Source organism: Pantoea sp. X-Soil-ISGK-421 (genome assembly GCF_059730785.1).
This window is the reverse complement of the sequence record NZ_AP035980.1, coordinates 481,453-507,224: the sequence shown is the minus strand read 5'-3', so window position 1 is coordinate 507,224 and position 25,772 is coordinate 481,453. Positions and strand designations below refer to the sequence as shown.

At 50.4% G+C, this 25,772-nt stretch carries 22 protein-coding genes; 12 read left to right on the top strand and 10 right to left on the bottom strand.

The annotated features are described in order from the left end of the window. Positions 1 to 63: 63 nt before the first annotated feature. Positions 64 to 1,038 carry a UV DNA damage repair endonuclease UvsE gene (gene uvsE, locus AC6I8K_RS21030; protein WP_497827508.1) on the top strand — a complete coding sequence of 325 codons (975 nt, stop codon included), beginning with the start codon at positions 64 to 66 and terminating at the stop codon, positions 1,036 to 1,038. Here uvsE and yfiB read toward each other — a convergent pair. From yfiB to yfiR, 3 genes are read right to left on the bottom strand one after another with little or no spacing between them, the layout of a single operon-like run. Further along, positions 1,025 to 1,498, bottom strand: a complete 474-nt coding sequence (yfiB, locus tag AC6I8K_RS21025) for an outer membrane lipoprotein YfiB (protein WP_064739974.1) — start codon at positions 1,496 to 1,498, stop codon at positions 1,025 to 1,027. The two genes, uvsE and yfiB, sit on opposite strands and share 14 nt — an antisense overlap. After that, positions 1,495 to 2,709 carry a diguanylate cyclase DgcN/YfiN gene (gene dgcN / locus AC6I8K_RS21020; RefSeq protein WP_064739975.1) on the bottom strand — a complete coding sequence of 405 codons (1,215 nt, stop codon included), beginning with the start codon at positions 2,707 to 2,709 and terminating at the stop codon, positions 1,495 to 1,497. The genes yfiB and dgcN overlap by 4 nt, the downstream gene beginning before the upstream one ends. Before the next feature lies 1 nt (position 2,710). Further along, entirely contained in the window at positions 2,711 to 3,271 is a 561-nt protein-coding gene (gene yfiR, locus AC6I8K_RS21015) for a regulatory sequestration protein YfiR (RefSeq protein ID WP_497827507.1), read from the bottom strand. A gap of 477 nt (positions 3,272 to 3,748) precedes the next feature. On the opposite strand from yfiR, the gene AC6I8K_RS21010 reads away from it, so the two are divergent. Then, complete coding sequence (locus tag AC6I8K_RS21010; RefSeq protein WP_497827506.1) at positions 3,749 to 5,845, top strand: FUSC family protein; 2,097 nt, start codon at positions 3,749 to 3,751, stop codon at positions 5,843 to 5,845. Positions 5,846 to 5,917: 72 nt separating this feature from the next. Here the strand turns inward: AC6I8K_RS21010 and AC6I8K_RS21005 are convergent, their stop codons facing one another. Then, the gene (locus AC6I8K_RS21005; RefSeq protein ID WP_483818373.1) at positions 5,918 to 7,354 is read right to left on the bottom strand and encodes a 6-phospho-beta-glucosidase; all 1,437 of its coding nucleotides are present in this window, start codon (positions 7,352 to 7,354) and stop codon (positions 5,918 to 5,920) included. A gap of 11 nt (positions 7,355 to 7,365) precedes the next feature. Next, entirely contained in the window at positions 7,366 to 8,817 is a 1,452-nt protein-coding gene (gene ascF, locus AC6I8K_RS21000) for a PTS cellobiose/arbutin/salicin transporter subunit IIBC (RefSeq protein WP_497827505.1), read from the bottom strand. A gap of 250 nt (positions 8,818 to 9,067) precedes the next feature. On the opposite strand from ascF, the gene AC6I8K_RS20995 reads away from it, so the two are divergent. Together AC6I8K_RS20995 and AC6I8K_RS20990 are read left to right on the top strand one after the other, a co-directional pair. Beyond that, positions 9,068 to 10,087: a LacI family DNA-binding transcriptional regulator gene (locus AC6I8K_RS20995; protein WP_064739979.1), complete on the top strand. Its 1,020-nt coding sequence runs from the start codon at positions 9,068 to 9,070 to the stop codon at positions 10,085 to 10,087. 201 nt (positions 10,088 to 10,288) lie between these two features. Continuing rightward, positions 10,289 to 11,359 (top strand): acyltransferase family protein, encoded by a 1,071-nt coding sequence (locus tag AC6I8K_RS20990; RefSeq protein ID WP_497827504.1) that lies wholly within the window; start codon positions 10,289 to 10,291, stop codon positions 11,357 to 11,359. Between the two features lie 138 nt (positions 11,360 to 11,497). On the opposite strand, the gene AC6I8K_RS20985 is transcribed toward AC6I8K_RS20990, so the two are convergent. Then, on the bottom strand, positions 11,498 to 11,692 hold the full coding sequence (locus tag AC6I8K_RS20985; protein ID WP_497827503.1) for a hypothetical protein: 195 nt from the start codon (positions 11,690 to 11,692) through the stop codon (positions 11,498 to 11,500). A 171-nt stretch (positions 11,693 to 11,863) separates the two neighbouring features. Here AC6I8K_RS20985 and AC6I8K_RS20980 point away from each other — a divergent pair, with 171 nt between their 5' ends. Genes AC6I8K_RS20980 through AC6I8K_RS20965 form a run of 4 tightly spaced genes read left to right on the top strand, consistent with a single transcriptional unit; the run spans position 11,864 to position 16,143 of the window. After that, entirely contained in the window at positions 11,864 to 13,381 is a 1,518-nt protein-coding gene (locus tag AC6I8K_RS20980; protein ID WP_497827502.1) for a BglG family transcription antiterminator, read from the top strand. After that, positions 13,371 to 13,844, top strand: coding sequence for a PTS sugar transporter subunit IIA (locus AC6I8K_RS20975; protein ID WP_497827501.1), 474 nt, complete (start codon positions 13,371 to 13,373; stop codon positions 13,842 to 13,844). Before AC6I8K_RS20980 ends, AC6I8K_RS20975 begins: the two co-directional genes overlap by 11 nt. Positions 13,845 to 13,865: 21 nt before the next feature. After that, a complete protein-coding gene (locus AC6I8K_RS20970; protein ID WP_483818380.1) occupies positions 13,866 to 15,320 on the top strand; it encodes a PTS fructose transporter subunit IIC in 1,455 nt (484 codons plus the stop codon). Then, on the top strand, positions 15,283 to 16,143 hold the full coding sequence (locus tag AC6I8K_RS20965; protein ID WP_497827669.1) for a ketose-bisphosphate aldolase: 861 nt from the start codon (positions 15,283 to 15,285) through the stop codon (positions 16,141 to 16,143). Before AC6I8K_RS20970 ends, AC6I8K_RS20965 begins: the two co-directional genes overlap by 38 nt. Positions 16,144 to 16,338: 195 nt before the next feature. Here the strand turns inward: AC6I8K_RS20965 and AC6I8K_RS20960 are convergent, their stop codons facing one another. Both AC6I8K_RS20960 and mqo read right to left on the bottom strand, forming a co-directional pair. Further along, positions 16,339 to 16,728 carry an acyl-CoA thioesterase gene (locus AC6I8K_RS20960; protein WP_483818381.1) on the bottom strand — a complete coding sequence of 130 codons (390 nt, stop codon included), beginning with the start codon at positions 16,726 to 16,728 and terminating at the stop codon, positions 16,339 to 16,341. Positions 16,729 to 16,903: 175 nt separating this feature from the next. Further along, positions 16,904 to 18,550 carry a malate dehydrogenase (quinone) gene (gene mqo, locus AC6I8K_RS20955; protein WP_497827500.1) on the bottom strand — a complete coding sequence of 549 codons (1,647 nt, stop codon included), beginning with the start codon at positions 18,548 to 18,550 and terminating at the stop codon, positions 16,904 to 16,906. Positions 18,551 to 18,986: 436 nt separating this feature from the next. Between mqo and leuC the strand changes: the two genes are divergently transcribed. From leuC to AC6I8K_RS20935, 4 genes are read left to right on the top strand one after another with little or no spacing between them, the layout of a single operon-like run. Continuing rightward, complete coding sequence (gene leuC / locus AC6I8K_RS20950) at positions 18,987 to 20,408, top strand: 3-isopropylmalate dehydratase large subunit (RefSeq protein ID WP_483818382.1); 1,422 nt, start codon at positions 18,987 to 18,989, stop codon at positions 20,406 to 20,408. A 1-nt stretch (position 20,409) separates the two neighbouring features. Next, positions 20,410 to 21,048, top strand: a complete 639-nt coding sequence (leuD, locus tag AC6I8K_RS20945) for a 3-isopropylmalate dehydratase small subunit (protein WP_497827499.1) — start codon at positions 20,410 to 20,412, stop codon at positions 21,046 to 21,048. Beyond that, on the top strand, positions 21,041 to 21,955 hold the full coding sequence (locus AC6I8K_RS20940) for an alpha/beta fold hydrolase (RefSeq protein ID WP_483818384.1): 915 nt from the start codon (positions 21,041 to 21,043) through the stop codon (positions 21,953 to 21,955). Before leuD ends, AC6I8K_RS20940 begins: the two co-directional genes overlap by 8 nt. A 31-nt stretch (positions 21,956 to 21,986) precedes the next feature. Beyond that, positions 21,987 to 22,949 (top strand): LysR family transcriptional regulator, encoded by a 963-nt coding sequence (locus AC6I8K_RS20935; RefSeq protein WP_483818385.1) that lies wholly within the window; start codon positions 21,987 to 21,989, stop codon positions 22,947 to 22,949. Between the two features lie 24 nt (positions 22,950 to 22,973). Here AC6I8K_RS20935 and AC6I8K_RS20930 read toward each other — a convergent pair whose 3' ends face one another. Continuing rightward, positions 22,974 to 23,279 carry a YdgH/BhsA/McbA family protein gene (locus AC6I8K_RS20930; RefSeq protein ID WP_483818386.1) on the bottom strand — a complete coding sequence of 102 codons (306 nt, stop codon included), beginning with the start codon at positions 23,277 to 23,279 and terminating at the stop codon, positions 22,974 to 22,976. Positions 23,280 to 23,605: 326 nt separating this feature from the next. Then, on the bottom strand, positions 23,606 to 25,474 hold the full coding sequence (gene kup, locus AC6I8K_RS20925; RefSeq protein WP_497827498.1) for a low affinity potassium transporter Kup: 1,869 nt from the start codon (positions 25,472 to 25,474) through the stop codon (positions 23,606 to 23,608). Between the last annotated feature and the right edge of the window lie 298 nt (positions 25,475 to 25,772).

Sequence of the window (25,772 nt, the reverse complement as noted above, 5' to 3'; positions counted from 1 at the left end):
TAACGAACCGCGCAGATTCGCCAATAACAGCTAAGCTTTCAAGCTGATTAAATGGGGGATGAAATGAAATTAGGCTTTGCTTGTAAGTATCTGGATCAACAGGCTAAACAGCCGTATCCCTTCAAAAGCACCACGCGCACGCGCTTTCTCAGCCTTGATGATGATTCACGCATAACGCTGCTGAATCAACTGGCGCAAAACAATCTGCAAAACCTCTATCTCACGCTTGAACAACTCGCGACGCAACCTGATGCATTACGCATGATGCGCATCGGCAGCGACCTGTTGCCGTTATATACGGTGCCGGAAGCAACGCAGTTGTACGGTGCATTGCTGTCGGATCTCACACCCTTATTGCACCGCTGCGGCGAGTTAGCACGTGCGAATAATATCCGGCTGTCCTTCCATCCCGGCCAATATACGGTGCTGGCGTCCGATAATGATGGCGTGGTCGATCGCGCCATTGAGGATGTGGAATATCACGCCACCTGCGCGGTATTAATGGGTTATGGTCGTCAGTTCCAGGATTTTAAAATCAATATTCACATGAACGGCAAAAAAGGCATTGATGGATTTCGCGCCGCCTTTCTGCGGCTCAGTGCCGAAGCGCGCAATATGCTGACGGTGGAGAATGATGAAATATCCTGTTCGCTGGACGATGTGTTGCAGGCGCGCAACTTGTGTCCGGTGGTGCTGGATATTCACCATCATTGGGTGAAAGAGAATCACTATATTCAAGCTGATGATGTGCGTATTGCACTGATAAAAGAGTCGTGGCGCGGTGTGCGGCCAGTTATGCACTATTCGATCGCGCAGGAAGGTCTCATTCCCGATCACGGTTTCCCGGATCAGCAGGATTTAGCCGTTTCGAAAACAAAACTTCGCGCTCATGCCGATTATTATTTCAACCAAAGCCTAAATGATTGGGCGTTGTCGTTTAATGACTTCGACATTATGTGTGAAGTAAAGATGAAGAATTTAGCGCGCGACCGCCTGTATGATTATGCGATCGCGCGCCAGCTGATTACGGCGCCGTGATCACAATGGCTACGCGGCGATTTTGCGCGCGGCCTTGAGGGCTGTTGTTGCTGGCAATGGGCACGCTCATCCCTAATCCGCGCGTAACAATATTTTCGCGCGGGATCGCCGCGCCTGCTGCCCATTGTGCTGCTACGGCGTTGGCTCTTTTTAGCGACAGCTGCTGGTTATAATCCGCTTTGCCATAATTATCGGTGTGTCCATCAATACGTACATGATTAATGCCCGTAGCCGCCAGATTTTTCGCCAACGATTGGATCGTGTCTTTACTGGCTGGTGTCAGCTGCGATTCGTTAACGCCAAACAGGATTTTATCCGATAAACCTAATCCCCAGCCTTCGCTATTTTGGCTAAATCCTGCATTCCGCATCGCGGCTATTTGCTCGTCACTAAAACGTCCCTTTGTCTGGCAACCGACAACCGCTAATACGCATACCATCAGGAAAATTTTCATCTTCATATCCGCACCTTACTCATTCCCTTATTTTTGTACATATTCATATCGGCGCGCTCCAGAATAGATTCAACCGTGTCGCCATGCTGCGACCAGGCGTAGCCAATGGTGACCGAAGTTGTGATTGGGGTGCCTTCTGCAATAACAATTTTTTGCTTAATGGCCTCATGAATGTCTTGCATGAGCAGCTGTAATTGCGCCTCGCTGGTGCGGCTGGTCACCAACATGGCAAATTCATCACCGCCTAAACGCGCGACCAAATCCTGCTTATACGCTAAGGCGGAAAGACGTGAACCGATCGCTTTTAACACTTCATCTCCGGCGGCGTGGCCCCAGTTATCGTTAATGCTCTTGAAGCGATCGCCATCAAGGAACAGCAAGACGAAGCGTTCTTTCGCCAGTTGCTGATCGAGTAACTGGGTTAATCGCGCGACAAAGGCGGCGCGATTAGCCAGGCCAGTCAAGGGATCTTCCAGGGCTTTGGCCGCCAACGTGCGGTTATCACGGATCAGCGAAGCTTGCAGCGTCTGCATCTCAGTCAGCAACGAATTCAGATCGTCTGAGAACAGCTGAAACTCGCGCGTCGGACTTTCCGGAATACGTAAGGAAAAATCACCGGAAAGAATCACATAGTGGATCGAACTGGTGATATTGCGGAGTGAGGCGAGAATGCCGCGATGCAGAAATTCGCTTAACAAGAAGGAGATGATTAACACGCACAGCATGCCGCAGGTAAGAATCATCAGCGAATAACGAATGAAATCGGCTGCGCCGGTAACGGTGCCTTCCAGCGTTAACGTACCAACAGTGGCTTCTGAGTGATTAATATTGATGCTAAGCGGTTTGAGATAAATCCACTCGCGCAATAAACGCGAATACCAACCGGTTTGCTCTTGTTGATCATGCCAGTCTACTAAAACGGTTTGATCATCCGTCACAAGTTTCGCGGAATCAAACATGCCTTCATTGCCGAGCCGGGCGATTTTATTGTGCGCGTCATAGCTGTCTTCAAATACTGTGGCGGCGGTCAGTGTGGTGCTAAGCGTCGCGGCAATCAACTCCAGATTTCTTTTCTCGTAGCTTTTAATAAACAGCAAAGACGTAGACGAAAGCAACAGCCAGCACAGCAGTAAAATAACCGCAGAGTTAATGATGCTAATTTTGCGCAGCTTATTACGAATCGATGATTTATCATTTTTTGAATTTTCTATTTTCATCTTATTTGCTTCCATTGCGGGACAGCAACAGCACGTCCGGACTGACTTTGACGCCGCTTCTGGCTAGCGAATCGAGGTTTACTGAGAACAGCGTATGATTCGTATTAAAGATCAGGCAGAAAGCGGCGCCGACCGTACATTCGGCATTGTTCTCAGCCAGGGTAAGTACCGCTTTACCCTCGAAGTGACTTAACAGTTCAACCTGCTGATGCGGTGTCTGATCGCCGAAATAGATTGCATCGCACCGCTGCGTCGCCAATTCGCGCTCGTCAGTCAGATAAACCACGCTAAACGGTATGGCGGAGTGCAGACTATTTTGTGGCAAAGAGAGATGTTGCGCGGAGGAAAATACGCAGAGTTGAGGCGCGCGTGTTAATCCCGGCCATTGGGTAAAACTAATAATGCCGCTCACAATCCGATTCGCTTTATCGTCATGTATCTCAGCAATCGCTGAGCGAGAAATGAGCAGCAGCAGAAAAAAGGCAGTAACGATGATTTTGCAAAGTTGGAGCAGGGAAAGCAGCACGTCTGCTTCCCGAAAAAATAGATGTTTATGTAACATACTGCGTTCCCGAAAGTTCTTCGCGTTAATCTGCGCCTGATTCAGCGCGAAAATATTAACACCGCTGCGGTTAAAAAAGTACTGATGGCGATGTCCTATGGCGGCACAGGCATTTAGCGATGCGGTTTAACGCGCAATGCGTGCGTCTGGAAACGATGCCATCTCTGTGCGAAATTATTTTATGGATAACAGAGCAAAAAGGGTGCATTTGCGCAAAGTGTGATCTAGAACACATTTATTGGTCTGATAACTGATCGATGCTAAAACCGCGTAAAACGCTCATGAAGGGTCATTTCGCGGTAAAACCGCACCATTAGCGAGGATTTACATTAGCATCACTTACGTATATTTATTGCCAACACCGCGCGTGATGAACATGGTTTTCGATTACGAAACAATTAGACATATTTATCGAGGTGAGGCTTTTTCACATTCTGGCAGGATACGCAACATTCAGTACATCCTGGTCACCGTGTCATGCAGTGGTTTTCAAAAAACGCCGTTTTTTTTGCTGTAAAAACCTGTTTGGCCGCCTTTCTGGCACTCTATTTCGCCCTTGAATTAAACCTGGATAAACCCGCCTGGGCAGTTACCACGGTTTTGCTCGCATCGCAGCTCTATTCCGCTTCAACCATCTCAAAATCGGTGTTTCGTCTGCTGGGGACCTTGTTGGGCGGGGTGTTTGTCTTCTTTATCTTTCCGCCGACCGTGCAACATCCGCTGCTGTTCTGTTTTTGCATATCACTGTGGGTCAGCGTTTGCCTCTATCTGTCGCTGCACGACCGCACGCCGAAGAGTTACGTGTTTATGCTGGCTGGCTACAGCGCGGCAATCATGGGTTTTCCGGAAGTGACGACGCCGCTGTCGATTACCAGCATCGTGATCTCTCGTATTGAAGAGATTACCCTCGGCATTGTCTGCAGCAGTCTGGTGCATGCGCTGCTGTTTCCCGTATCGATGCGTAGCTTGCTGGAGCAGAGCGTGAGTCACTGGTATCTCAACGCGCGCAAACTGTGTAGCGATCTGCTCTCCGGTATTCCCAGCGACAGTTCGCCCGAACGCGACGACATTTTGATTCGCATGGCGACGCATCCACAGCAGGTTGAAGTGCTGATTACCCACTGCGTCTATGAAGGTGATGCCGCACGACGGCTGATTCGTCTGGTCAGCGTGCAGTATCAACATCTCTCCTATTTGATCCCGACGCTCACGGCCATCGAGATGCGTTTGCAGCGGCTCTCGACACTGCACATCGCTTTTCCGGCAAACGTAGCTCACACTTTTCAGCTGTTTTTGCAGTGGCTAAACGACGGCGAAGCGGTAGGGGAAACCAGTGGCATTCAACAAACATTGAGTGGTTGTCAGGCTGAACTTAATGCAGCCTGGCAAAATGGGGCATTGCCGACCGAAAACTGGCTGCTGTTTACCGGGTTAATCGAACGCCTGGCAGATTTTGTGCGCATCGCCGGTGCTTATCAAAGCGTCGGCGGATTGGTAAGCGATCTGTCGGGCGACACCACATTGGCACGCGGCAAACGTACGCACCGCTTTTTCGATAAAGGGCTGATTCGGCTATCGGCATTGACCGCTTTCTGCGCCACCTTCGGTTCCTGCCTGCTGTGGATGGGGACGGGGTGGCGTGATGGCGCATCGGCACCGGTAATGGCGGCAATCCTCTGTTCACTACTCGCCAGTCAGGATACGCCGCTAACATCGATGAAGTTGTTTGTTCGTGGCGTCATCATGGCAATCATTATCAGCGTGATTTATGTGGCGCTACTCCTGCCGCAAGCCACCTCATTTGAAGCCCTGATGATTTGCCTGGCGCCCGGCCTGATGATCCTGGGGCTGATGATCGCGCGTCCCTCCACCAATATGATTGGCCTGAGCGTAGCGATTCAGATTCCTGGCTTTATTGGGCTTGGTCACCATCTAAAACCCGATTTAGTGCTGCTGATCAACAATGCAATTGCCACCATGGCAGGCGTGATGTTTGCGGTGATTATCACCGCAATCATGCGCAATAAACGGCCATCGTGGACCGCGCGCCGCGCCGTGCGGCAAGGTCTACGCGAACTGCTGCGCTTTATCAAAGAAACCGAGCGTAATGGTTCGTCACTGCTCGGTCGACAACGCTTTATCAGCCTGATGCTGGATAAAGTGAATGTGGTGTTGCCGCGTTTACGGCTCGATCCGCATCCCGATATGCGCTCAGCGGGCATGTTGCTCAAGGAAGTGTGGCTAGGCGTCAACAGCTTTGACTATTACGCGCGCCACAAAGCGCTGCTGCAACAATATCATCTTGATAGCGGACAGATGTTTCATGAACTGGCGCTATTTCTCAAACGCCGCCTAAAGTCACTGCAAACGCCGCCGCATGCAGATTTGCAAGAGGAGCTGGATTTGCTGCTATTGATGCTGGAACAGCTGGCGAAGCGCGACGAAAGGGTGCTGACGCCGCTGTTCCATCTGTTCAGCATTCGGCTCTATCTGTTCCCACAGCAAGCGTGGCCAATCGCCACGCCGCATCAGACGGAAATCCTCCAGCGGCAGCGCTATCGCTTAACCCGTTAACTCGCAGGAACCGTAGCGGCGCGATTTATCGCGCAATAAATTGCGCCGCTACGGATGCCTGCGCGTTGTGGACTACAACGCTGCCAGATTCCGCCCGTTGCTGGCTATCACCTGCTTGTACCACCAGAATGATTTCTTGCGGATGCGCGCCAGACTGCCGTTGCCTTTATCGTCGCGGTCAACGTAGACAAATCCGTAACGTTTACTCATTTCGCCGGTGGATGCCGCCACCAAATCAATGCAGCCCCATGTGGTATAGCCGATCAGCGGAATGCCATCGGCAATCGCTTCGCCCATCGCCTGAATATGCTGTTTCAGGTAGCTGATGCGATAGTCGTCATGGATTTCGCCATCGGCATTTATCTCGTCGTGAGCGCCCAGGCCGTTTTCCACCAGAAACAGCGGCTTCTGATAGCGGTCATACATCATGTTCATGGTGATGCGCAGGCCGAGCGGATCGATGCCCCAGCCCCAATCGCTACGTTTCACATGCGGGTTGGTCAGCGATTTCACCACGTTAGCGGCGCTGCTGTTTTGCTCGTTCATCTCTGCCGAGGCGCAGCGTGAGGCGTAATAGCTGAAGGAGACGAAGTCTACGGTGTGACGCAGCGTGGCGGCATCTTCCGGTTCAGTCGCAATCACTACGCCTTTCTCGCGGAACACCCGCGCGGCATAAGACGGATAAGCGCCGCGCGCCTGCACATCGATAAAGAAGAGGTTTTCGCGATCCTTCTCCAGCGCGGCCCACACATCTTCCGGCTTGCACGACCATGGATAGAAATTCCCGCCCGCTAACATGCAACCAACCTGATTTTCGGGGTTAATCTCATGGGCAATTTTGGTTACCAGCGCGCTTGCGACCAACTCGTGATGGGCTGCCTGATACTTTACCTGCTCCGGGTTTTCGCCTGGTTCGAACACCAACCCCGCGCCGGAGAACGGGCTGTGCAGCAGAATATTGATCTCATTAAAGGTCAGCCAATACTTCACCAAACCGTTGAATTCTTCAAAACAGGTACGCGCGTAGCGGCTGAAAAATTCAATCATTTTACGATTGCGCCACGAACCGTATTCCGTCACCAGATGCATTGGCACATCGAAGTGGCACAGCGTCACCAGCGGCGTAATGCCATATTTCTGGCACTCTTCAAACAGGCTGCGGTAAAACGCAATGCCTTCGGCGTTTGGCGTCAATTCATCGCCTTGCGGATAAATACGGCTCCACGCAATTGAGGTGCGGAACACGGTGAAACCCATTTCTGCCATCAGCGCGATATCGTCTTTGTAGCGACGGTAAAAATCGATAGCGTCATGACTTGGATAATATTCATCGCTGCGCAGTGTAAAACGCTTTTCCTGACCCAATTTTACCGGCATGCGATGCGTGCCGTGAGGAATCATATCCACCGTGGTTAAGCCTTTTCCGCCAGCCAGATAGCTGCCCTCTGACTGATTGGCGGCTAACGCGCCTCCCCACAAAAATCCCTCTGGAAATGTCACTTCAGACATAAAAACCTCTGTTACACCCTGGATAAATTAACGTTGACGGCTTTGACGTCGTCCGTCACCGGCTTCGGATGTGCGGGTTCGGTGACCAGGATATCTTCAAAGCCGAGAATCAACGTAAGCATGAATGAGAGCACCACCGACAACACCATCACAGCGCCGACCCACACGATGCTCATCGGATTGGTGGGATCGAAAAACTGCACGCTGGTGAACAAGCCGGGCGAGGCCATCGAATGGCTGGCTAGCCCACCCATGCCCGCTACTGCGCCGCAAATAAAGCCGCTGATCAGGCTGGCAATCAGCGGACGCTTAAGGCGCACGGCAACGCCATACAGCGCCGGCTCAGAAATGCCCGCTACAATCGCAGACGCCGCTGCTGCAAACGCAGTTTGACGCAGTTCAGGGTTTTTGGTTTTGAATGCCACCGCCAGTGAAGAGCCGCCCAGCGACAGGTTGGCACCAATTTCTGAAGGCATTACCATGCCTTCTTTGCCCGTTTCGGCGATGGTTTGAATGATGGTTGGCGTGAACACGCGATGCATACCGGTCATCACCAGCAGCGGCCACAGCGCCCCCATAATTGCCACCGACAACCAGCCAAGATAGCCGTGAATGGTGTACACCAGCGCTGAAATACCGCTACCGATCCAGATGCCGAGCGGTCCAATCAGCACAATGGCAATGGGCGCCGCCACCAGCACGATCAGCATCGGCTTGAGGAAGTTCTTGGTCACCGCTGGCGTGATGCGATCAATCCAGTATTCGATGTGCGACAGAATCCACGTCATTACCAGCGCCGGGATCACCGTGTAGGTATATTTCACCGCCGTCACCGGAATGTAAGCAAACTCGACCGCCTGACCTTGTGCGGCTTTTGCCATCAAATCGACAAAGTTGGGATGTACCAGCACGCCTGCGATGGCAATCGCCAGTGACATGTTGGTTTTGAATTTCAACGCGGCTGAGGCGGCCACCATAATCGGCAGGAAGAAGAATGCGCCGTCACCTATCACATTGAGGATGATTAGCGTAGAGGAACCTTTCTCCAGTACACCGCTCATCTCCAGCACCATCGCCAGCAGCTTCACCATTGATCCACCGATAATCGCTGGAATCAGCGGCGACATGGTGCCTACCAGCGCGTCAAGAATGCCGGCACCGATGCTGCGCAGGGTGATTTTGCGTTTCACCGGAGATGCGCCACCGCTGCTCGGCGTGCCAAGCTTCAAAACTTCCTGATAAGCGAGGTTCACGTTGTTGCCAATGATCACCTGACACTGCGTATCGGTGTGCACTACGCCCATGACGCCGGGAATGGTTTTCAGCGTGGCGTTATCAATCTGTACGCTGTCTTTCACCACGAAACGCAGGCGCGTCATGCAGTGCGTCACCGCTTCGATATTGTTCAAGCCGCCGAGCGCTGCCACGATGGCCCGGGAGATGTCCGCATAATTTTTAGCCATGGATTTTTAGTCTCTGATTTTTTTCGGTAGAGGTACACGGTTTTCAGTGTGATTTTTCACCATGAGAAACCGGTTTCACAAAATCATGGAGATGTGAGGTTGACCAGGCAAGACATTTAAAATTTTATAATAGAAAGTGTGAAGCTGATCGCTTTGTGTCGGAGGGTTGTGTAGGCGCAGGGGCAGAAAAATTGCCGCCTATTTCGTAGCTTAGGTACACTGATGCCATAAGCATGGAAAAAGGTGAAACATGGCGACGATAATCGAGGTGGCAAAAGTAGCAGGCGTATCCAAAGCGACGGTTTCGCGCGTGCTGTCGGGCAATGGCTATGTCAGCCAGGAAAAGCGCGAGAAAGTTTTTCAGGCGATTGCCGCTACCGATTTTCGCCCTAACTTGCTGGCGCGCAATCTTGCCACCAAATCCAGTCAAACCATCGGCTTAGTGATTACTAACACCTTGTACACCGGCAGCTATTTTACGGAATTGATGCAGCATTCCGCGCGACTGATGGAGCAGCAGGGACGTCAATTGCTGCTGGTGGATGGCAAACACAGTGCGGAAGAGGAACGCGCAGCGATTCAGTTTCTGCTCGATCTGCGTTGTGATGGCGTGATCATCTATCCGCGTTTTCTCACCACCGATGAAATGGACAGCATTATCGCGCAACATAAACACCCGATATTGGTGATCAACCGTCGTCTACGACAGCACGATAGCTACTGCATTTATTCCGATCAGTTGCACAGCAGCAGTGAAGCGGTGCAACAATTGATTGCTTTAGGCCATCGCGACATCGCGTTTATCACCGGTTCGCTCGATTCACCCACCGGTCGCGAGCGTCTGGCGGGCTATAAAGCGGCACTTGAGAAACAGGGCATTGCCGTGCAAGACGCGTTGATCGTGGAAGGAAAATGGCAGGCGCAAAACGGCATGGACGCGGTTGAGCAGTTGCTGGCGCAGGGTAGGCCGTTTAGCGCGCTGGTCGCGAGTAATGATGATATGGCTGTTGGGGCGCTCAAGGCATTAGCGGCACATCAGATTGCGGTTCCCGCGCAGGTTGCAGTGATTGGCTTTGACGATATTCCGCTGGCCCCATTTACCATTCCGGCTTTATCCAGTGTGAAAATGCCGGTGACGGCAATGATTCAGGAAACCATCGAGCGCCTGATCTCGATGCTGGATGGCGGCGAAATGCGCAATGATAAAACTTTTGCCGGCGAATTAATTGTGCGCGAATCGGTCGGGCCCGGGCCTTATAACAAATTGTGATGAATAAATGCCAGTTTCTCATTCAATTAATTTAATCACTGATAATTGATGAGAAACTGTTTATCTCTCCATTAATGAATGGCGTTGTTTCAATAAAGGGACTCTGAATCTCCGTGTATTAATCAGAATAAGTCTTATTGCTTGTAAAAATTTGTCAGGTTAATTTGAGTTATCTTATCTGTCCTCTTTGCCGAGGCAATTATGCACGCACGTATAACCCACCTTGATGGTATGCGCGGTTTGGCGATCCTGATGGTTATTGCTTATCATGCTTATGCGCGATGGCCGGAATTATTGCCTTATGTTCGGGTAACTCAACATTTTCCGATTCTTAATTATGGCTGGCTCGGAGTGGAATTATTTTTCATGATCTCTGGCTTTGTTATTTTTATGACGCTCGATAAATCAGAGAGCTATATCAGCTTTTTGAAGAAACGCTGGCTGCGTCTGTTTCCCGCTATGTTGATTGCCAGCCTGTTGCTGTTTGCCGTCGGGGGATTTTTCCCTGAGTGGTCAGTAATGACGCCGCTGGTTAAGAATCTGCTGCCCGGTTTGATATTCACTAATCCAGAAACACTGACTCAGCTGACGGGTATTGAATTCAAGTCGATGGCGGGATCGTTTTGGTCACTTTATGTAGAAGCCGTTTTCTATTTCATTATCGGTGCAGTCTATTTTACCCTCGGGCGAAAATATTGCTTACCGGCGCTGCTGGTGCCCATGCTGTTGTTATCGGCAACGTCCGTTTTGAAATCATTAGGGCATCCGCTGTTCATTGATATTGTTTCTAAGTTCGGCTTTATTCATTATGCCTGGTTTATGGTGGGCAGTTTAGTCTATGAACGCATGCATGGTCGCGACAAACTTTTTCATTACGCCATTGTGCTTTGCGCGCTGCTGATTAACTTCAGTTATTTCATCAAGAATGCCGGGGTGATAACCCTCATTCCCTTGCTGCTGGTCATGCTGTTTTTTGTAGCCAGTTTTTACTCGAAACAGATGGAGCGCATCCTTTCTCTGCGTTTTCTTACCGCCATCGGTTTCGCCAGTTACGCCTATTATCTGATCCATGAAAATCTGATGATCGCCACGTTGATTAAACTCAACGTATATATTAAAAATGATTTCGTTATGGCGTTGATGCCGCTGGTGGTGGCCTTTGTGTTGTATTACATCGCCTTTGTCATTACTCAATATGCCGAACCGGCGTTAAGAAATAGGCTCAAAGGGAAGCGTGTGCCCACGGTACCGCCATCAGGGGCGGGAGCGTAATCTCCGACTCTCCGCGTCACAGGGGCATAACGCTCGTCAGTTAAGCGTGAATCGGTCGCCATGAATGGCGACCCTACGCTTTTCGTAGGGTGCGCATTCATGCGCACCGGCATAAATAGGCAAGTAAGCGACAATACGTCACTTATGGCCATCAAAATAATCAACCCGCAAAGCATTAAACTCATTAAAGCCAGACTTGATTTTTAACGCAAAGTAGCCGCTATCTGAATTAGCATAACGACGCCCATCACACTTCTTGTAATCCCTGATGTATTTAAATGCTTTAATTTTTAAAAATGATAACTCCGTCAAAATAATGCCATGCGCCTTCATGAAGAGTTTACTTCTATCATCGTATTAACCCCTTCTCACTTTATCAGCTGAATTTAAGTGTTCAATGATATGTCCATCTTCTGTCCATCATTTAGTATTTTCCTCGTTACTTATCTCTCGTATAACCGTATCCATGGTGGGTAACGGTGAAAACAACCAAGGTCGTCAAGAATGACAGCACTGAACCAACGACAAAGTGGAATTATTGATTTTCTGACCACGGAAAATGATTGGGTTCCGGCAAATCGGGTCGCCGAATCTCTCGCCATTTCTGTCAGTACGCTGCGAAGAGATGTTGAGGTTATCAATGCATTTTGCTCAGACAATCAACGTCGCATTATTAGCAAGCCGGGATTGGGATTACGCTTTGATGGCGGTTCCGTTTTCTCGCGTAGCGCATTACCTGTCGGTGAACAGCACCATGAAATATTGAGTACTAAACGCTTAGTCGGGATCACTACCGATTTGCTGACGCAATCTCCCGCGCCATTATCTCTCAGCGCGCTGTCGGAGAAATTCTTTGTCAGCCGATCTTCTATTGTGGAAGATTTAAAGAAGGTTGAAGCCTGGCTGGCGACATTCTCTTTGGCGTTGATTCGCGACCATTCTGGCACCTATATCCACGGTAACGATCTGGATATACGCATGGCATTAAAAGAAATCATCACCGTAAGTGTATTAAGTCATTATCAAACGGTGGATAGCCGAATTGATCGTTTCTCCAGAACCACATTAGTCGATCAATTTGGCAAGGTGAATGTGGATAATTGCATTTCGCTGATAGGTTTAATTGAAGATGAGTTAACCTGTGCAATCAGTGAGCCTTATTACACCAATCTCTTTTCGCATCTGCTGGTCACTATTCGTCGCGCGGCGGGTCTTGCGGCGCATTCAGAGGTGCAATCCTATACGCGACATGACGGCAAAGAGTGGGCGATTGCGGAGAAAGCCGTTAGCTGGCTGCAGGATGAGTACCGGATTACCTTACCTACGATTGAAGTGAGTTATATCTATCAATATCTGATTTCATCGGGCCGCCATACGCTGACACCAGGCGATAATATTTTTTTACCGATGAATAGCGAAGCCGATCGCTACGCTGATGGGCTGATTCGGGAATCCTCTGAAGATTTAGGCCTCGACCTTAGTCTGGATAAGAAACTGCGCCACGATTTAGCGCAGCATATTAAGCCGATGCTCAACCGACTCTCTTATGGCATCGCCATTCATAATCCGTTGCTGGATGAAATTAAAAGTGAGCTGAGCAGCGCTTTTCATGCGGTGAAGAAGGCCGCTGACCGGATCAATCAAAAATACGGTTATGCGAATATTTCGGATGATGAAGTGGCGTATCTGACGATTTATTTACAGACTGCGCTGGATAAGTTTCGTGCCGCTAAGAAGATCATTATCGTTTGTTCCAGTGGTGTCGGGACATCGCAACTATTATCCAGTCGCATCAATCGTGCGTTTCCGGAGTGGGAAATTATTGCCATCGTACCCGGTAGTCAGCTCTCAAACACACTCGAACTGAAAGAGTGCGATTTAATTATCTCAACCATCAAGTTAGAAGAGGTTGAGTTACCGGTCGCTTATGTCTCGGCAATTTTTTCGAAGAAAGATATTGCGAGAGTTTCAGAAAGACTTTTTTCTGATGAAAATATGAAGGAGAAACATCATGCTGGATAAAGTGATAGTGTCAGATATTTTAACCCGCTCCTGTGTGGTTACCGATTTAGTCGCGAGTAATAAAATCGAAGTGATTGAGGCGCTCTCTTCACTACTTTTTGCAGAGAATATTATCAACGACAAAGCCTTGTTCATTCAGGATGTGATAGCGCGTGAAGCATTGGGGCCAACCGGTTTTGATAATCAGGTAGCGATACCACATGGCAAATCGGTGGCGGTCAATGAAACTCGCATGGCGGTGGCTAATTTACGCACGCCGGTTGACTGGGAAACCGAAGAGGACGTAGCGGTAAAACTGGTAATTTTATTTGCGGTACGCCATGCCGACAGCGGCATTGGACATATTAAAGTGTTAGCCCGAGTCTCTGTTGCACTGGGTGATGATGAGGTTGTTGAGCGATTAATTAATGCCAAAACTAACGAAGAGTTATATCGGTTAATCGTCAATAATACCGGAGTATAAACTTTTTACCTGGAGTTTATAATGAAACTGATCGCTATTACCGCCTGCCCGACAGGCGTTGCTCATACGTACATTGCAGAAGCGAATCTAAAAAAAAGTGCCGCTAAGATGGGCATCGATATTGTGGTTGAAACCCACGGTGCGGTGGAGAGTGAATATCACTTCACGGCGGATGATATTAGCCAGGCGGATGCCGTGTTGATTGCTGCGGATAAAGTCATCGATCTACGCCGATTTAAAGGAAAACGCATATTTAAAGTACCGGTAGCGCGCGCAGCGAAAGATGCGAGCGGATTATTAAGCAATATCATGAGCGGCGCGCTAAAACCGGAGATAAGCAGCAAAAGTGAAGCGATAAACAGAGATGAAATCGATACACAGACCAGTGGAAAATCCACCTTGTCGCAGCTCTATATTCATCTCATTACCGGCGTAAATCTGATGATCCCCTTCGTCATAGCCGGAGGCATATTAATTGCGCTAAGCTTTTCCTTTGGTATTACCGCAGCTACGCCGGGAGATACGAATTTCAGTCCGATTGCAAAAATGTTATCTGACATCGGCGGCGGTGCGGCCTTTGCGCTAATGTTGCCCATTCTCTCGCTCGGCATCAGTAAATCGATCAGTGGCAATCTGGGTATTGTGTCTGGCGCGGTCGGTGGCATGCTTGCGGTACATACCGGTGCCGGTTTCCTCGGCGCGCTGTTCGCCGGGTTTCTCGCCGGATATATCACGTTATTGGTGGTGAAATATATCCAGCTTCCCAAGGCCATTGCGGGCTTAAAACCCATTTTGATTGTGCCACTGCTGACGGTGTTATTAACCGGTGCGTTAATGATTTTAGTTATCGGCCAGCCAATCAGGATGCTGCTAGAAGCGTTAACCTCGTTCCTGCAAAGCATGGGCAATATGAATGCCGCCATTATGGGGCTGATGATTGGCGTAATGGTCGCGTTTGATATGGGTGGACCGTTAAATAAAACCGTGTGCATGTTCGCCATAGGATTAATGTCCACCGGCATTTACGAACCTATTGCGGCCTGTATGGCAGCTGGCATGGTTCCGCCATTAGGTATCGCGCTGGCTACCACATTGTTTGGCCGCAAGTTCACTACACAAGAGCGCGAAACCGGCAAAGTCACCTATGTTTTAGGGCTGTCATTTATTACCGAAGGCGCGATTCCCTATGCAGTTTCCGATCCGCTACGTGTAATCCCCGCCATTTGTGCGGGTTCAGGCTTGGCGGGTGCGCTTTCTATGGCGCTGGGTTGCGCATCACGCGCACCGCACGGCGGCGTATTTGTCCTGTTTATTCCCAATGTGATTACGCATGTGCTGGCTTATATGTTTGCCATCGCGGCGGGCGCGGTATTAACCGCGGTGATCCTGCGATTGATTAAGAAAGACGTAAATGAAACCCTTACCGAAGGAGTGAATGATGTTAATCAACATGAAGAATCTTTTGAGCGTGGCTAAGAATAATAAGTTTGGTGTCGGTGCTTTTAATATCGCCTCCGCTGAATTCGCTCGCCTGGTAATTGAAGTTGCAGAAGAACTGAAATCACCGGTTATTCTGGAAGTGCATCCGGTGGAGCATGATTTCGTTGGCGATGCTTTTATTGTTTATCTGCGTGAGTTAGGGGCTAAAGCCAGTGTGCCGGTGGTAATTCATCAGGATCATGGTCAATCACTGGAGCACAATATTAAGGCCATTCAAACCGGTTATACCTCGGTGATGATTGATGCGTCGTTACTGCCATTTGAAGAGAATATCGCGCTGACGCGTAAAATGACGGAAATTGCGCACGCAGCGGATGTGTCGGTTGAGGCAGAATTAGGCACCATTGGCGTAGCGGAAGGGAGCGCCGAAGGCGGGCATAGCGAAATCCTGTTTACCGATCCCGACCAGGCTGAACGTTTTGTGAAAGAGACCGGCGTGGATACTTTAGCCGTCGCCATCGGCACATCGCACGGGCTTTATCCCGTCGGCAAACAACCGAAGCTGGATATTCCACGTTTAAAAGAGATTGCCGCGCGGGTCGATATTCCGCTGGTATTGCATGGCGGCTCCGGTAATAAAGACAGCGAAGTCGCCGAGGCCATTCAGTATGGCGTCAGTAAAATCAATATCTCCAGCGATATGAAGAAAGCCTTTTTTGTGATGTTGGAAGATGAGATTAAGCGCGGTGGGCATGAACCCAGTGAATTGTTCGTGAAACCGATTGCCGCGGCCAAAGAGGTGGTTGCGCACAAGATGCGGCTGTTCTCTTCAGTAGGCAAAGCTGAGCTCTATGCTTGAGTTAGCCCAGTCATAATGTAAATCAGCGCGGGATAACACATCCCGCGCCAGTCATGCTGAGCAACGACCAATTTGCGCCTTCGGGATTACGGCGTTGTTGCACCGTCTGGCAGACTTCGTTGCACCGCAATCCATTACGCGCTTCATAGTGCCGCTACACAATGAGCGGGGAATAGATGAGGAGCTTAACGGGTATCACGCATCTGCTAATGCATTCATCACCGCGTCAGGCATTGAAGGTCGACCATTTTGCAGACAGGTTGCGACAAAAGTTGCATCGGCATAGACCACACCATTGACGAGAATCTGCTGCACAAAATTGACGCGGTTACGTTTCTCATTTTTGGTCAATACGCAGGTCACTTCAACATTGTCACCTTTTACCAGGCTCTTACGAAAGCGCAGGGAATATTCCAGCACCATGTAAATTTTGCCTTGTTTAAACTCTTCTTCGATATCGATACCCAAGGCTTCACGCATGTAAGCATGGCGCGTCCATTCCATGTAAAACGGATAGTAGAGGCCATCGACCACGCCCTGAAAATCGATATGCTTTTCATCAACTTCATAATGCTTAGAAAACATTTTTATATCTCTTATCTGAGAGTTAGGAGAAGAGGAGGATTTATATCACTGGCGGATGGCGTGGGTAAATGCATCCTACATCACCGGTAACAATTGTCACGGCAGTACACTAAATCTGTCGATAAGGCATAAAAAAAGCCGGACATAGTCCGGCTTGATTCACTTCTGGCGTGGATTAGAGCGCCATATCCTGCTTGCCAGATTCCATACGCGGTTTAGCCTGCGTAGGCGCAACAGTCTGGTCGCCCATGTTGATCACCGGTGGTTTGGTCAGCAGCAGCGTGGCTGCGGTGTTGTCCCAAACTTGCTGTGTCAACGCGGTGTTGCCGTTCAGCTTCTGGCCGAAGCTTGGCACAATAGCGCGGATCTTCTGCTGCCACTCTGGTGAAGCGAACTGCTCTGGGAACAGCTTCTTCATCACGTCTAAGGTAATCGGTGCGGCAGTAGATGCGCCCGGTGATGCGCCCAGCAGTGCAGCCAGGGTTTTCTGCTGATCGGTCACGATTTCAGTACCCAGTTTCAGCAAGCCACCTTTTTCTGCGTCTTTCTTGATGATCTGTACGCGTTGACCGGCCTGAATCAATTTCCAGTCTTCTTTACGCGCGTTCGGATAGTACTCTTTCAACGCAGCAAAGCGATCGTCGTCATTCAGCATCACCTGACCAATCAGGTATTTCACCAGATCGAAGTTGTCGATACCCACATGCGTCATCGGCATGATGTTGCTGGTGGTGGTGGCGCTCAGCAGATCGAACAGCGAACCGTTTTTCAGGTACTTGGTAGAGAAGGTGGCGAAAGGTCCAAACAACACCACTTTCTTACCGTCGAGGGTACGAGAATCGATGTGCGGCACTGACATCGGTGGCGCACCCACAGAAGCCTGACCGTACACTTTTTCCAGGTGACGGTTAGCGATCTCTGGGTTCTCGGTCATCAGGAACGAACCACCGACTGGGAATCCGCCGTAGTTGTCAGCTTCCGGAATGCCGGTTTTCTGTAGCAGCTTAATCGCGCCGCCGCCAGCACCGATAAACACGTACTTCGCATCAACTGAACGTTTATCGCCGCTCTTCACATCTTTAATGGTTACGTGCCACGAGTTGTCACCGTTACGCTTGAAATCAGTGACTTCAGATGAGGTTTCCAGCTTGAAGTTCTGATCTTTTTTCAGGCTACCGATCAGCTGACGGGTAATTTCGCCGTAGTTGACATCGGTGCCGACTGGCGTCCAGGTTGCCGCGACTTTCTGATTCGGGTCACGACCTTCCATCACCAGCGGCGCCCATTGCTGGATCTGCTGATGATCGGTAGAGAACTTCATGCCCTGGAACAGGGTAGTTTTCTGCAGCGCATCGTAACGCTTGGTCAGGTACTCGACATTTTTGTCGCCCCAGACGAAGCTCATGTGCGGCGTAGAGTTAATGAAGGAGTGCGGATCGTGCAACACCCCGCGCTGCACTTGTGACGTCCAGAACTGACGAGAAATCATGAAAGATTCGTTGATTTCCAGCGCTTTGCTAACGTCGATTGAACCGTCTGCACGCTCAGGCGTGTAGTTCAGCTCCATGTTAGCAGAGTGACCCGTACCGGCATTATTCCAGCCGTTCGACGATTCTAGCGCGACGCCGTCCAGCTTCTCAACCATCAGCTGTTTCCAGCCCGGTTGCAGCTCTTGCAGCCAGGTGCCGAGTGAGGCGCTCATGATGCCGCCGCCAATCAGCAGCACGTCAGTTTTTTCCGGTGCGTCTTCAGCGTGTACCGCTGAAGAGACAAGCAGCGCTGCCAGCGAAAGGGCAGACACGATCTTTTTGGTGTGAATCATTCCAGTCCTACTTATTATGCAATGCAGGTGAACGTTAAAAATTCGGTTTGCACATTAAGAGATTGTTACGGAATGATTAACTTGTTTTTAGTTAATAAAGTATTGGTGTTAATTAATTAACTTACAAAAAAGAAAATAGCGTGAAATATGAACAGGAGAGGAAATTAATCAAGGATAAACCGCTTAAGCCGCGCGGGTATTCTTTATATCGGGTGACGCGACTTAGGTCAAATGAAACCCTCTGACATGGCTAAAAATCGGGTGCGCATAAATGCGCGCTCTACAACGTCCATGTAGGGTCGCCATTTATGGCGACCAGATCTCTGCTGCACATTTCATAAAACATCACTGCACGAAGCGTGTTCATTGCCCGCGCACAAACTGTATTACCCTAACATCTCTAATGACTTGTTTTACTTTTCGCGTGGGCAAAGGCATGGCTAACAAAACACTGTATGAAAAACTGATCGATCAACATGTGGTTCGCAAGTTAGACGATGAAGGGCATGTACTGCTCTATATCGATCGCTCGATTCTGAATGAATACACCAGCCCGCAGGCGTTTAGTGGCCTGCGCGATCGCCAGCGTCCGGTACGCAATCCGGGCACCATTCTGCTGAATGTCGATCACGTCAATCCCACGCGACCTGAGCGTGATGACGCGATGACCGACACCGGCGGGCAGTTACAAGTCGATTACTTCCGCCAAAATGCCGCGCATTTTGGCATCGAGCTGTTCGACGTGCTGGACCCGCGTCAGGGCATCGAACATGTGGTGGCGCACGAGCAAGGTATGGTGATGCCCGGCATGGTGATTGCCGCAGGCGATAGCCATACCACCACTTACGGTGCGTTTGGCGCGCTCGGTTTTGGCATTGGCACCTCAGAAATTGAACATCTGCTGGCAACGCAAACCCTGATTTATCGCACGTTGAAAACCATGTTGGTGACAGTCAGCGGCGAGCTGCCGTTTGGCTGCTCGGCGAAGGACATCATCATGGCGCTGATCGAGCAGATTGGCGCCTCGGGCGCGACCGGTTATGCCATTGAGTTTGCGGGGGCGGCCATTGAGGCGCTGAGCATGGAAGGGCGCATGACGCTATGCAACATGGCGGTTGAAGCCGGTGCGCGCGGTGCGATTATCGCACCGGATGAAAAAGTATTTGCCTATATTGCAGGCAAACCGCAAATGCCAACCGGCGAGCTGTGGCAACAGGCCGTTGCTGAGTGGCGCGATTTGCGTAGCGATGCAGACGCGCACTTCAATAGCCGCATCGCCATCGATTGCAGCGATCTCGAACCGAAAGTGACCTGGGGAATTAGCCCGGATCAAGCCAGCGCCATTACTGGCCGTGTGCCCGATCCGGCGCAGGAAAAAGATGCGGTAAAACAGCAAACGTTGCGCAGCGCGCTGAAATACATGGGGTTGGAACCCGGTACGCCATTAGCGGAGATCGCCATTACGCACGCTTTTATTGGTTCATGTACTAACGGCCGCATTGAAGATCTGCGTGCCGCCGCCGCGATTATCGACGGCCACAACATTGCGCCACACGTGCGCGGCATTATCGTACCGGGATCGACGCAAGTGCGTCAGCAGGCAGAACGGGAAGGTTTAGCCGCGATTTTCGTCAACGCCGGTTTCGAATGGCGTCAATCGGGCTGTTCGATGTGTCTGGCGATGAACGAAGATGTGTTAGCACCCGGCGATCGCTGTGCGTCCGGCACCAACCGCAACTTCCCTGGCCGCCAGGGCGCAGGTGCCCGTACGCACTTAATGAGCCCGGCGATGGTGGCCGCCGCCGCGATTGCCGGCCATCTGGTTGATGTCCGCAAATTCATGACTGCAGAGGTTTAATATGCAAGCGTTTAACAACATTACGGGCACGCTGGCGCCATTGCCGGCTGCCAATATTGATACTGATGTGATCATGCCAAAGCAGTTTCTCAAAGGCATCGATCGTCAGGATTTGGATCGCGGCGTGTTCTTTGATCTGCGCTTTCTGCCTGATGGCAGCTTGAATCCCGACTTCATTCTCAATCAAGCCGGCTGGGAAGATGCCGCCTTCTTACTGGTGGGCGCCAATTTTGGCTGTGGTTCCAGCCGCGAACACGCAGTTTGGGGACTTAATCAACTCGGCATTCGCGCCATTATTGGCACCAGTTTTGCGGGCATATTCGATGATAATTGCCAGCGCAATGGGGTTTTGACGCTGACGTTAAGCGAAGAAGATTATCAGCAGCTGAGCGAAGCAGCGAACGATCCCGCTAAAAATCGCATCACCGTGTCGCTGGAACATCAGGTAATCCTCTTCAATAATCAAAGCATTGCGTTCACTGTCAGCGCCCTAAAACGTGAGATGTTATTGGGCGGTGGCAGCGCGGTGGACTGGACGTTGCAATACGCAGCCGATATCACCGAGTTTGAAGCGCAGCATTTTGCCCAGCGTCCGTGGCTGAAACGCGGCAACACCGTACAGGATGCCCAGCATGAGTGAGATTACGCCACGCGGTGATTCACCCTTTATCGACGGCTTTACGCTGAGTGATGTGCGACTGGCGAACGGCGTTACATTGCGCGTCGCCATTGGCGGCGAAGGTCCGCCTTTGCTAATGCTGCACGGACATCCGCAAAATCATTTGGCGTGGCGCAAGATTGCGCCGCAGCTGGCGCAAAAGTATCGCGTGATTCTGCCAGATTTGCGCGGTTACGGTGACAGCGACAAGCCGCCGAGTGATGAGACGCATCGTCCTTACTCGAAACGCGTGATGGCGCAGGATATCAGCCTGCTGATCGAGGCTTTGGCATTAGAGCGCGTGGCATTTGTCGGTCACGATCGCGGTGCGCGCGTGGGCCATCGGCTGGCGCTTGATCATCCGGATAAACTTTCATGCTGCGTATTTGTCGATATTGCGCCGACTGCGACCATGTATGCGTTAACCAACAAAGCCTTTGCGACGCGTTATTTCTGGTGGTTCTTCCTGATTCAACCTTATCCCTTACCCGAAACCATGATCGGTCACGATCCGGCTCTATTCCTGCGTAAACACATTGATGGGCAATTAAAAACCCCGGGCGCCACCGACGACATCATATTCAACGACTATCTGCGCTGTTATCAAACTAAAGAGATGATTCATGCCGTATGCGAGGATTATCGCGCCGCGGCGACGATCGATTTAGACGATGATGCGCAAGACAGCGATAAACGTATTGAATCGCCGCTGCTGCTGTTATGGGGAGAAAAGGGCACGGTTGGTCAACTCTATAACGTGGTGGAAACCTGGCAAGATAAAGCGCGCAATCTACAAGGCTACGCGTTACCTTGCGGTCATTCGCCGCATGAGGAAGTGCCCGAACTGTTTTTAAGCCAGCTTCAGCCCTTCCTGGATTCTGTGTTATAACCGGCTAAATTTCTCTAACGCCGTGATGGTTATGAAGATACTGCTTGCCGGGAAACGTTATCAGAAGCCGCTTCAGGGATGGCCGTCGGTCGAAGATTTGTATGTATTTATCAGCGTGGCGCGCTATGAAGGTTTTGGCCGCGCCGCGATTGAACTCGGTCAGTCGCCATCCTATATCAGCAAACGTATTGCCATCCTCGAAAAGCAGCTGGAAACCCGGCTGTTTTTCCGCACCAACCGCGTGATGCGCTTGACGCCAGAAGGTGAAAAGGCACTGGAAGGCGCGCTGCACGTGGTGCACGAAATGGATTCCTTCCTCAATAACTTCCAGCAATGGCGCGGTGAACTCACCGGCGATCTTACCGTGGCCTGTTCATTTGGCTTTGGTCAGGACTATTTATCCGATGCGATTGCCGAATTTATGACGCGCCATCCTTCGCTGAACATTAAACTGATGCTCAGCGATCGCGATATTGATTTATTGCAATCCGGCATTGATGTGGATATTCGCGTTGGTGATGAATTCAATCACTCGTACATTGCCAGAAAACTGGCGGATAATCGGCGGATTTTATGTGCCTCCGCCGCCTATTTAGCGCAGTCACCACCGCTTCAGACCTTAGATGATTTGATTGATCACAGTTGTCTTATTATTAATGAAAATAATAATACCTTCGGTCATTGGACGTTAAACGATGGTGAAAACAAGACCGTTTGCCGATTAAATAGTCATTACTCTTCTAACAGTGGCAAGGTTATTCTGAATTGGGCGCTAAAATCTCACGGCATTGCTTTGCGTTCTGCCTGGGATGTCGCGCCTTATTTAGCCGACAAGCGTCTAATTCATATTTTGCCGCAATGGTATCAGGAAGCGAACGTGTGGGCGGTTTATACCCAGCGCGCATCTGAATCCGCGCGGATTAAAATTTTTATCGATTTTCTTGCTGACTATTTCGCAGAAAAAAGCCTGCCTATGATGAGTGGCAGGCTGTGAATTCAAGCTGGGAGAAGGTCAACATTAGCCATAGGCCACTTTGCTATTGATGTGATAAAGCGTTGCGGTGGCAGCCATTACGTGCTGACCATCGTGCGCCGGTTCGTGTGATTCCACTTCGGTAATGTGATAACCCACCGCGCCCGCGGCAAGCGCTTTCTGCACGAAGGCATCATTCAGTTCATCCATTGAGGTCGCCCAGCTCACGGAAGTCAATCCGACGGGATGAATGGAAGAGAGTTCACGGTGGGTTAAATCGCCACGAATTAAAACGGGTTTAACCGATTGCGGTGTGAAAATAGAAATTACGTCATTAATTAATTGTTTCATGGCGATACTCCTCGAAAATAATAGCTGAGCACTTGGCTGAAGCTACGAATTTAGCAATGGTCTAAAAGTGATTATCAATCCCAAAATGTTCACGACAGGTGATGATTGCCGTTAGGGTTAATAAACACCTTTTGACGTTAAGCGTTTTAGCTTTAATTGCTAATTAGTTGTTAAGAAAGATTCAGCCACAACTCATTCAAACTTTCGCGAGTATTTTTTCAACTGGTTACATTTGACATTGGTAAAAATCGATCTGCACATTTTGCAGCGGCGCGATTTATCGCGCAATAAATTGCGCCGCTGCGATGTACGACCTAACTTTTCTGTTAAAACTCGCGCTGCCCGCCCAACTCAATGACCCGATTGGGTGGAATATTGAATTGCTCATGCGCGCGCTGCGCGTTGCGCTGGCAGAAATGAAATATTCCACCTTTAATCCGCATCAAACCTTTTCTTTTCTTCATCACCAGCGTGTCATGCGAGGTGAAGAAAGAGGCTTCGTTCACGGTACATCCTAATCCTTCCAGCCCGCACAGATGCAGAATCTCAGCCATCGACGGCGTTTCGCGCCAGCCGTAAGCGGCGGTGACTTGCCAGAACGACGGCGACAACTGCGTGATGCTCAGGCGTTTCTGGTTATAGACGCGCGGTATATCGGTGGTGCGGATATGCAGCAGCACCACACGTTTATGCAGTACGCGGTTGTGTTTGAGGTTATGCAGCAGCGCCTGCGGAATCTCATGCTCTTTACGTGAAAGGAAGATGGCGGTGCCAGGCACACGGCTGGGCGGATTGGTTTCCAGTGATCGCACCAGCGCCATTAGGCTTTCGGGATCGTTATTCAGTTTGCGGATCAGGCGATTACGCTCGCTACTCCAAATCAACATCAATCCCATCATGCTCAGCGCCAGCAGTACCGGCACCCAACCGCCAGACAGCAGTTTCATCAGATTGGCACTAAACAGCGGCACATCAATGCTTAGCATGCAGAGCAGGAAAATGAGCGCCACTGGCAGCGGCCACTTCCAGTTACGCAGCGCCACCACGCCCGCCAGGCAGGCGGTAATCACCATGGTACCGGTCACCACAATGCCGTACGCGGAAGAGAGCGCCGAAGATTGACGGAACGCCAGGACAATTACCGTCACCGCGACAAACAGCAGCCAGTTCACTACCGGAATATAAATCTGCCCTGATTCGGTATGCGAGGTGAAGATCACGCGCATCGGCGGCAGAAATCCCTGACGAATCGCCTGATGCGTCAGTGTATAAACGCCGGTGATCACTGATTGCGCCGCAATGACCGTGGCCAGCGTTGACAGCACAATCAGTGGAATCTGTCCCCAACCTGGCGCGAGATTAAAGAATGGATTGTTGATGGCCTGGGCATCAGCAATCACTAATGCGCCCTGACCAAAGTAGTTGAGCACCAGCGCGGGCATGGCGATCACCAGCCAGGCCATGCGAATCGGCGCTTTGCCCAGATGTCCCATATCGGCGTAAAGCGCTTCCGCACCGGTTACGGCCAGCACCACCATGCCAAGCGCGGCAAACGACAGCGCTTTGTGGCTGAGCAAGAACGTCAGCGCATAAGAAGGATTCAGCGCGTAAAGCACGTCGGGATTGAGCAGGATGCCGCGAATGCCTAACAGGGCAATCGACACAAACCAAACAAACATCACTGGCCCGAACACCTTGCTGACCTTTTCGGTGCCGTGTTTTTGAATGATAAACAGCAGCGTAAGAATCGCCACTGCCAGCGGCACCACAAATTTATCCAACTCTGGTGACACCACTTCGATACCTTCAATTGCCGACAGCACCGATATTGCCGGTGTGATCACGCCATCACCGTAGAAGAATGCACCGCCAATTAAACCCGCTAACACAATGATATGCGAAGCTTTGGGTCCGACATGTTGACGTGCCAGCGACATCAGCGTTAACACGCCGCCTTCGCCATCATGATCGGCGCGCATCACGAAGCAGACATATTTCAGCGTCACGATCAGCGTCAGCGCCCAAAAAATCAGCGACAGAAATCCCATCACCGCGGTAGTGGAGATGGCGCCATTAGGCAGAATAGACAGGCACTCCTTGAGGGTGTAAAGCGGACTGGTGCCGATATCCCCAAACACGATCCCGGCCGCCGCCAGCATGCCGGCCGGCAAGGATTGTTTTTCGCTCTGACTCATAGATTTCCTGTTGTTGATCAGGTGTAAGGCTAATGACGGCGAACATACCTGTTTGCGGCTAATGCGAAAAGTGGCAGGCGAATTTTTAAACAGCATTTTTACGCATTTGACTGATATTTTTACGCCATTTTTATATCGCGCTCATTTTTCACTCTAAGCGTAGTGCATCCTTCGGGAACGCACTAAGGCCTGAATAACCCCTTTCAGAGATATATAAACCAATGCTCACTGGGGCGGTTTTGCTCGCTGCAGTGAGCAGTTCATTTATTCATCATTTACTCGCAGTGACATAGATTTT

Bases quoted from the DNA above. Each gene is read 5' to 3' on its own strand.
- uvsE (WP_497827508.1), top strand. From the start codon at position 64: ATGAAATTAGGCTTTGCTTGTAAGTATCTGGATCAACAGGCTAAACAG.
- yfiB (WP_064739974.1), bottom strand. From the start codon at position 1,498: ATGAAGATGAAAATTTTCCTGATGGTATGCGTATTAGCGGTTGTCGGT.
- dgcN (WP_064739975.1), bottom strand. From the start codon at position 2,709: ATGAAAATAGAAAATTCAAAAAATGATAAATCATCGATTCGTAATAAG.
- yfiR (WP_497827507.1), bottom strand. From the start codon at position 3,271: ATGTTACATAAACATCTATTTTTTCGGGAAGCAGACGTGCTGCTTTCC.
- AC6I8K_RS21010 (WP_497827506.1), top strand. From the start codon at position 3,749: ATGCAGTGGTTTTCAAAAAACGCCGTTTTTTTTGCTGTAAAAACCTGT.
- AC6I8K_RS21005 (WP_483818373.1), bottom strand. From the start codon at position 7,354: ATGTCTGAAGTGACATTTCCAGAGGGATTTTTGTGGGGAGGCGCGTTA.
- ascF (WP_497827505.1), bottom strand. From the start codon at position 8,817: ATGGCTAAAAATTATGCGGACATCTCCCGGGCCATCGTGGCAGCGCTC.
- AC6I8K_RS20995 (WP_064739979.1), top strand. From the start codon at position 9,068: ATGGCGACGATAATCGAGGTGGCAAAAGTAGCAGGCGTATCCAAAGCG.
- AC6I8K_RS20990 (WP_497827504.1), top strand. From the start codon at position 10,289: ATGCACGCACGTATAACCCACCTTGATGGTATGCGCGGTTTGGCGATC.
- AC6I8K_RS20985 (WP_497827503.1), bottom strand. From the start codon at position 11,692: ATGAAGGCGCATGGCATTATTTTGACGGAGTTATCATTTTTAAAAATT.
- AC6I8K_RS20980 (WP_497827502.1), top strand. From the start codon at position 11,864: ATGACAGCACTGAACCAACGACAAAGTGGAATTATTGATTTTCTGACC.
- AC6I8K_RS20975 (WP_497827501.1), top strand. From the start codon at position 13,371: ATGCTGGATAAAGTGATAGTGTCAGATATTTTAACCCGCTCCTGTGTG.
- AC6I8K_RS20970 (WP_483818380.1), top strand. From the start codon at position 13,866: ATGAAACTGATCGCTATTACCGCCTGCCCGACAGGCGTTGCTCATACG.
- AC6I8K_RS20965 (WP_497827669.1), top strand. From the start codon at position 15,283: ATGTTAATCAACATGAAGAATCTTTTGAGCGTGGCTAAGAATAATAAG.
- AC6I8K_RS20960 (WP_483818381.1), bottom strand. From the start codon at position 16,728: ATGTTTTCTAAGCATTATGAAGTTGATGAAAAGCATATCGATTTTCAG.
- mqo (WP_497827500.1), bottom strand. From the start codon at position 18,550: ATGATTCACACCAAAAAGATCGTGTCTGCCCTTTCGCTGGCAGCGCTG.
- leuC (WP_483818382.1), top strand. From the start codon at position 18,987: ATGGCTAACAAAACACTGTATGAAAAACTGATCGATCAACATGTGGTT.
- leuD (WP_497827499.1), top strand. From the start codon at position 20,410: ATGCAAGCGTTTAACAACATTACGGGCACGCTGGCGCCATTGCCGGCT.
- AC6I8K_RS20940 (WP_483818384.1), top strand. From the start codon at position 21,041: ATGAGTGAGATTACGCCACGCGGTGATTCACCCTTTATCGACGGCTTT.
- AC6I8K_RS20935 (WP_483818385.1), top strand. From the start codon at position 21,987: ATGAAGATACTGCTTGCCGGGAAACGTTATCAGAAGCCGCTTCAGGGA.
- AC6I8K_RS20930 (WP_483818386.1), bottom strand. From the start codon at position 23,279: ATGAAACAATTAATTAATGACGTAATTTCTATTTTCACACCGCAATCG.
- kup (WP_497827498.1), bottom strand. From the start codon at position 25,474: ATGAGTCAGAGCGAAAAACAATCCTTGCCGGCCGGCATGCTGGCGGCG.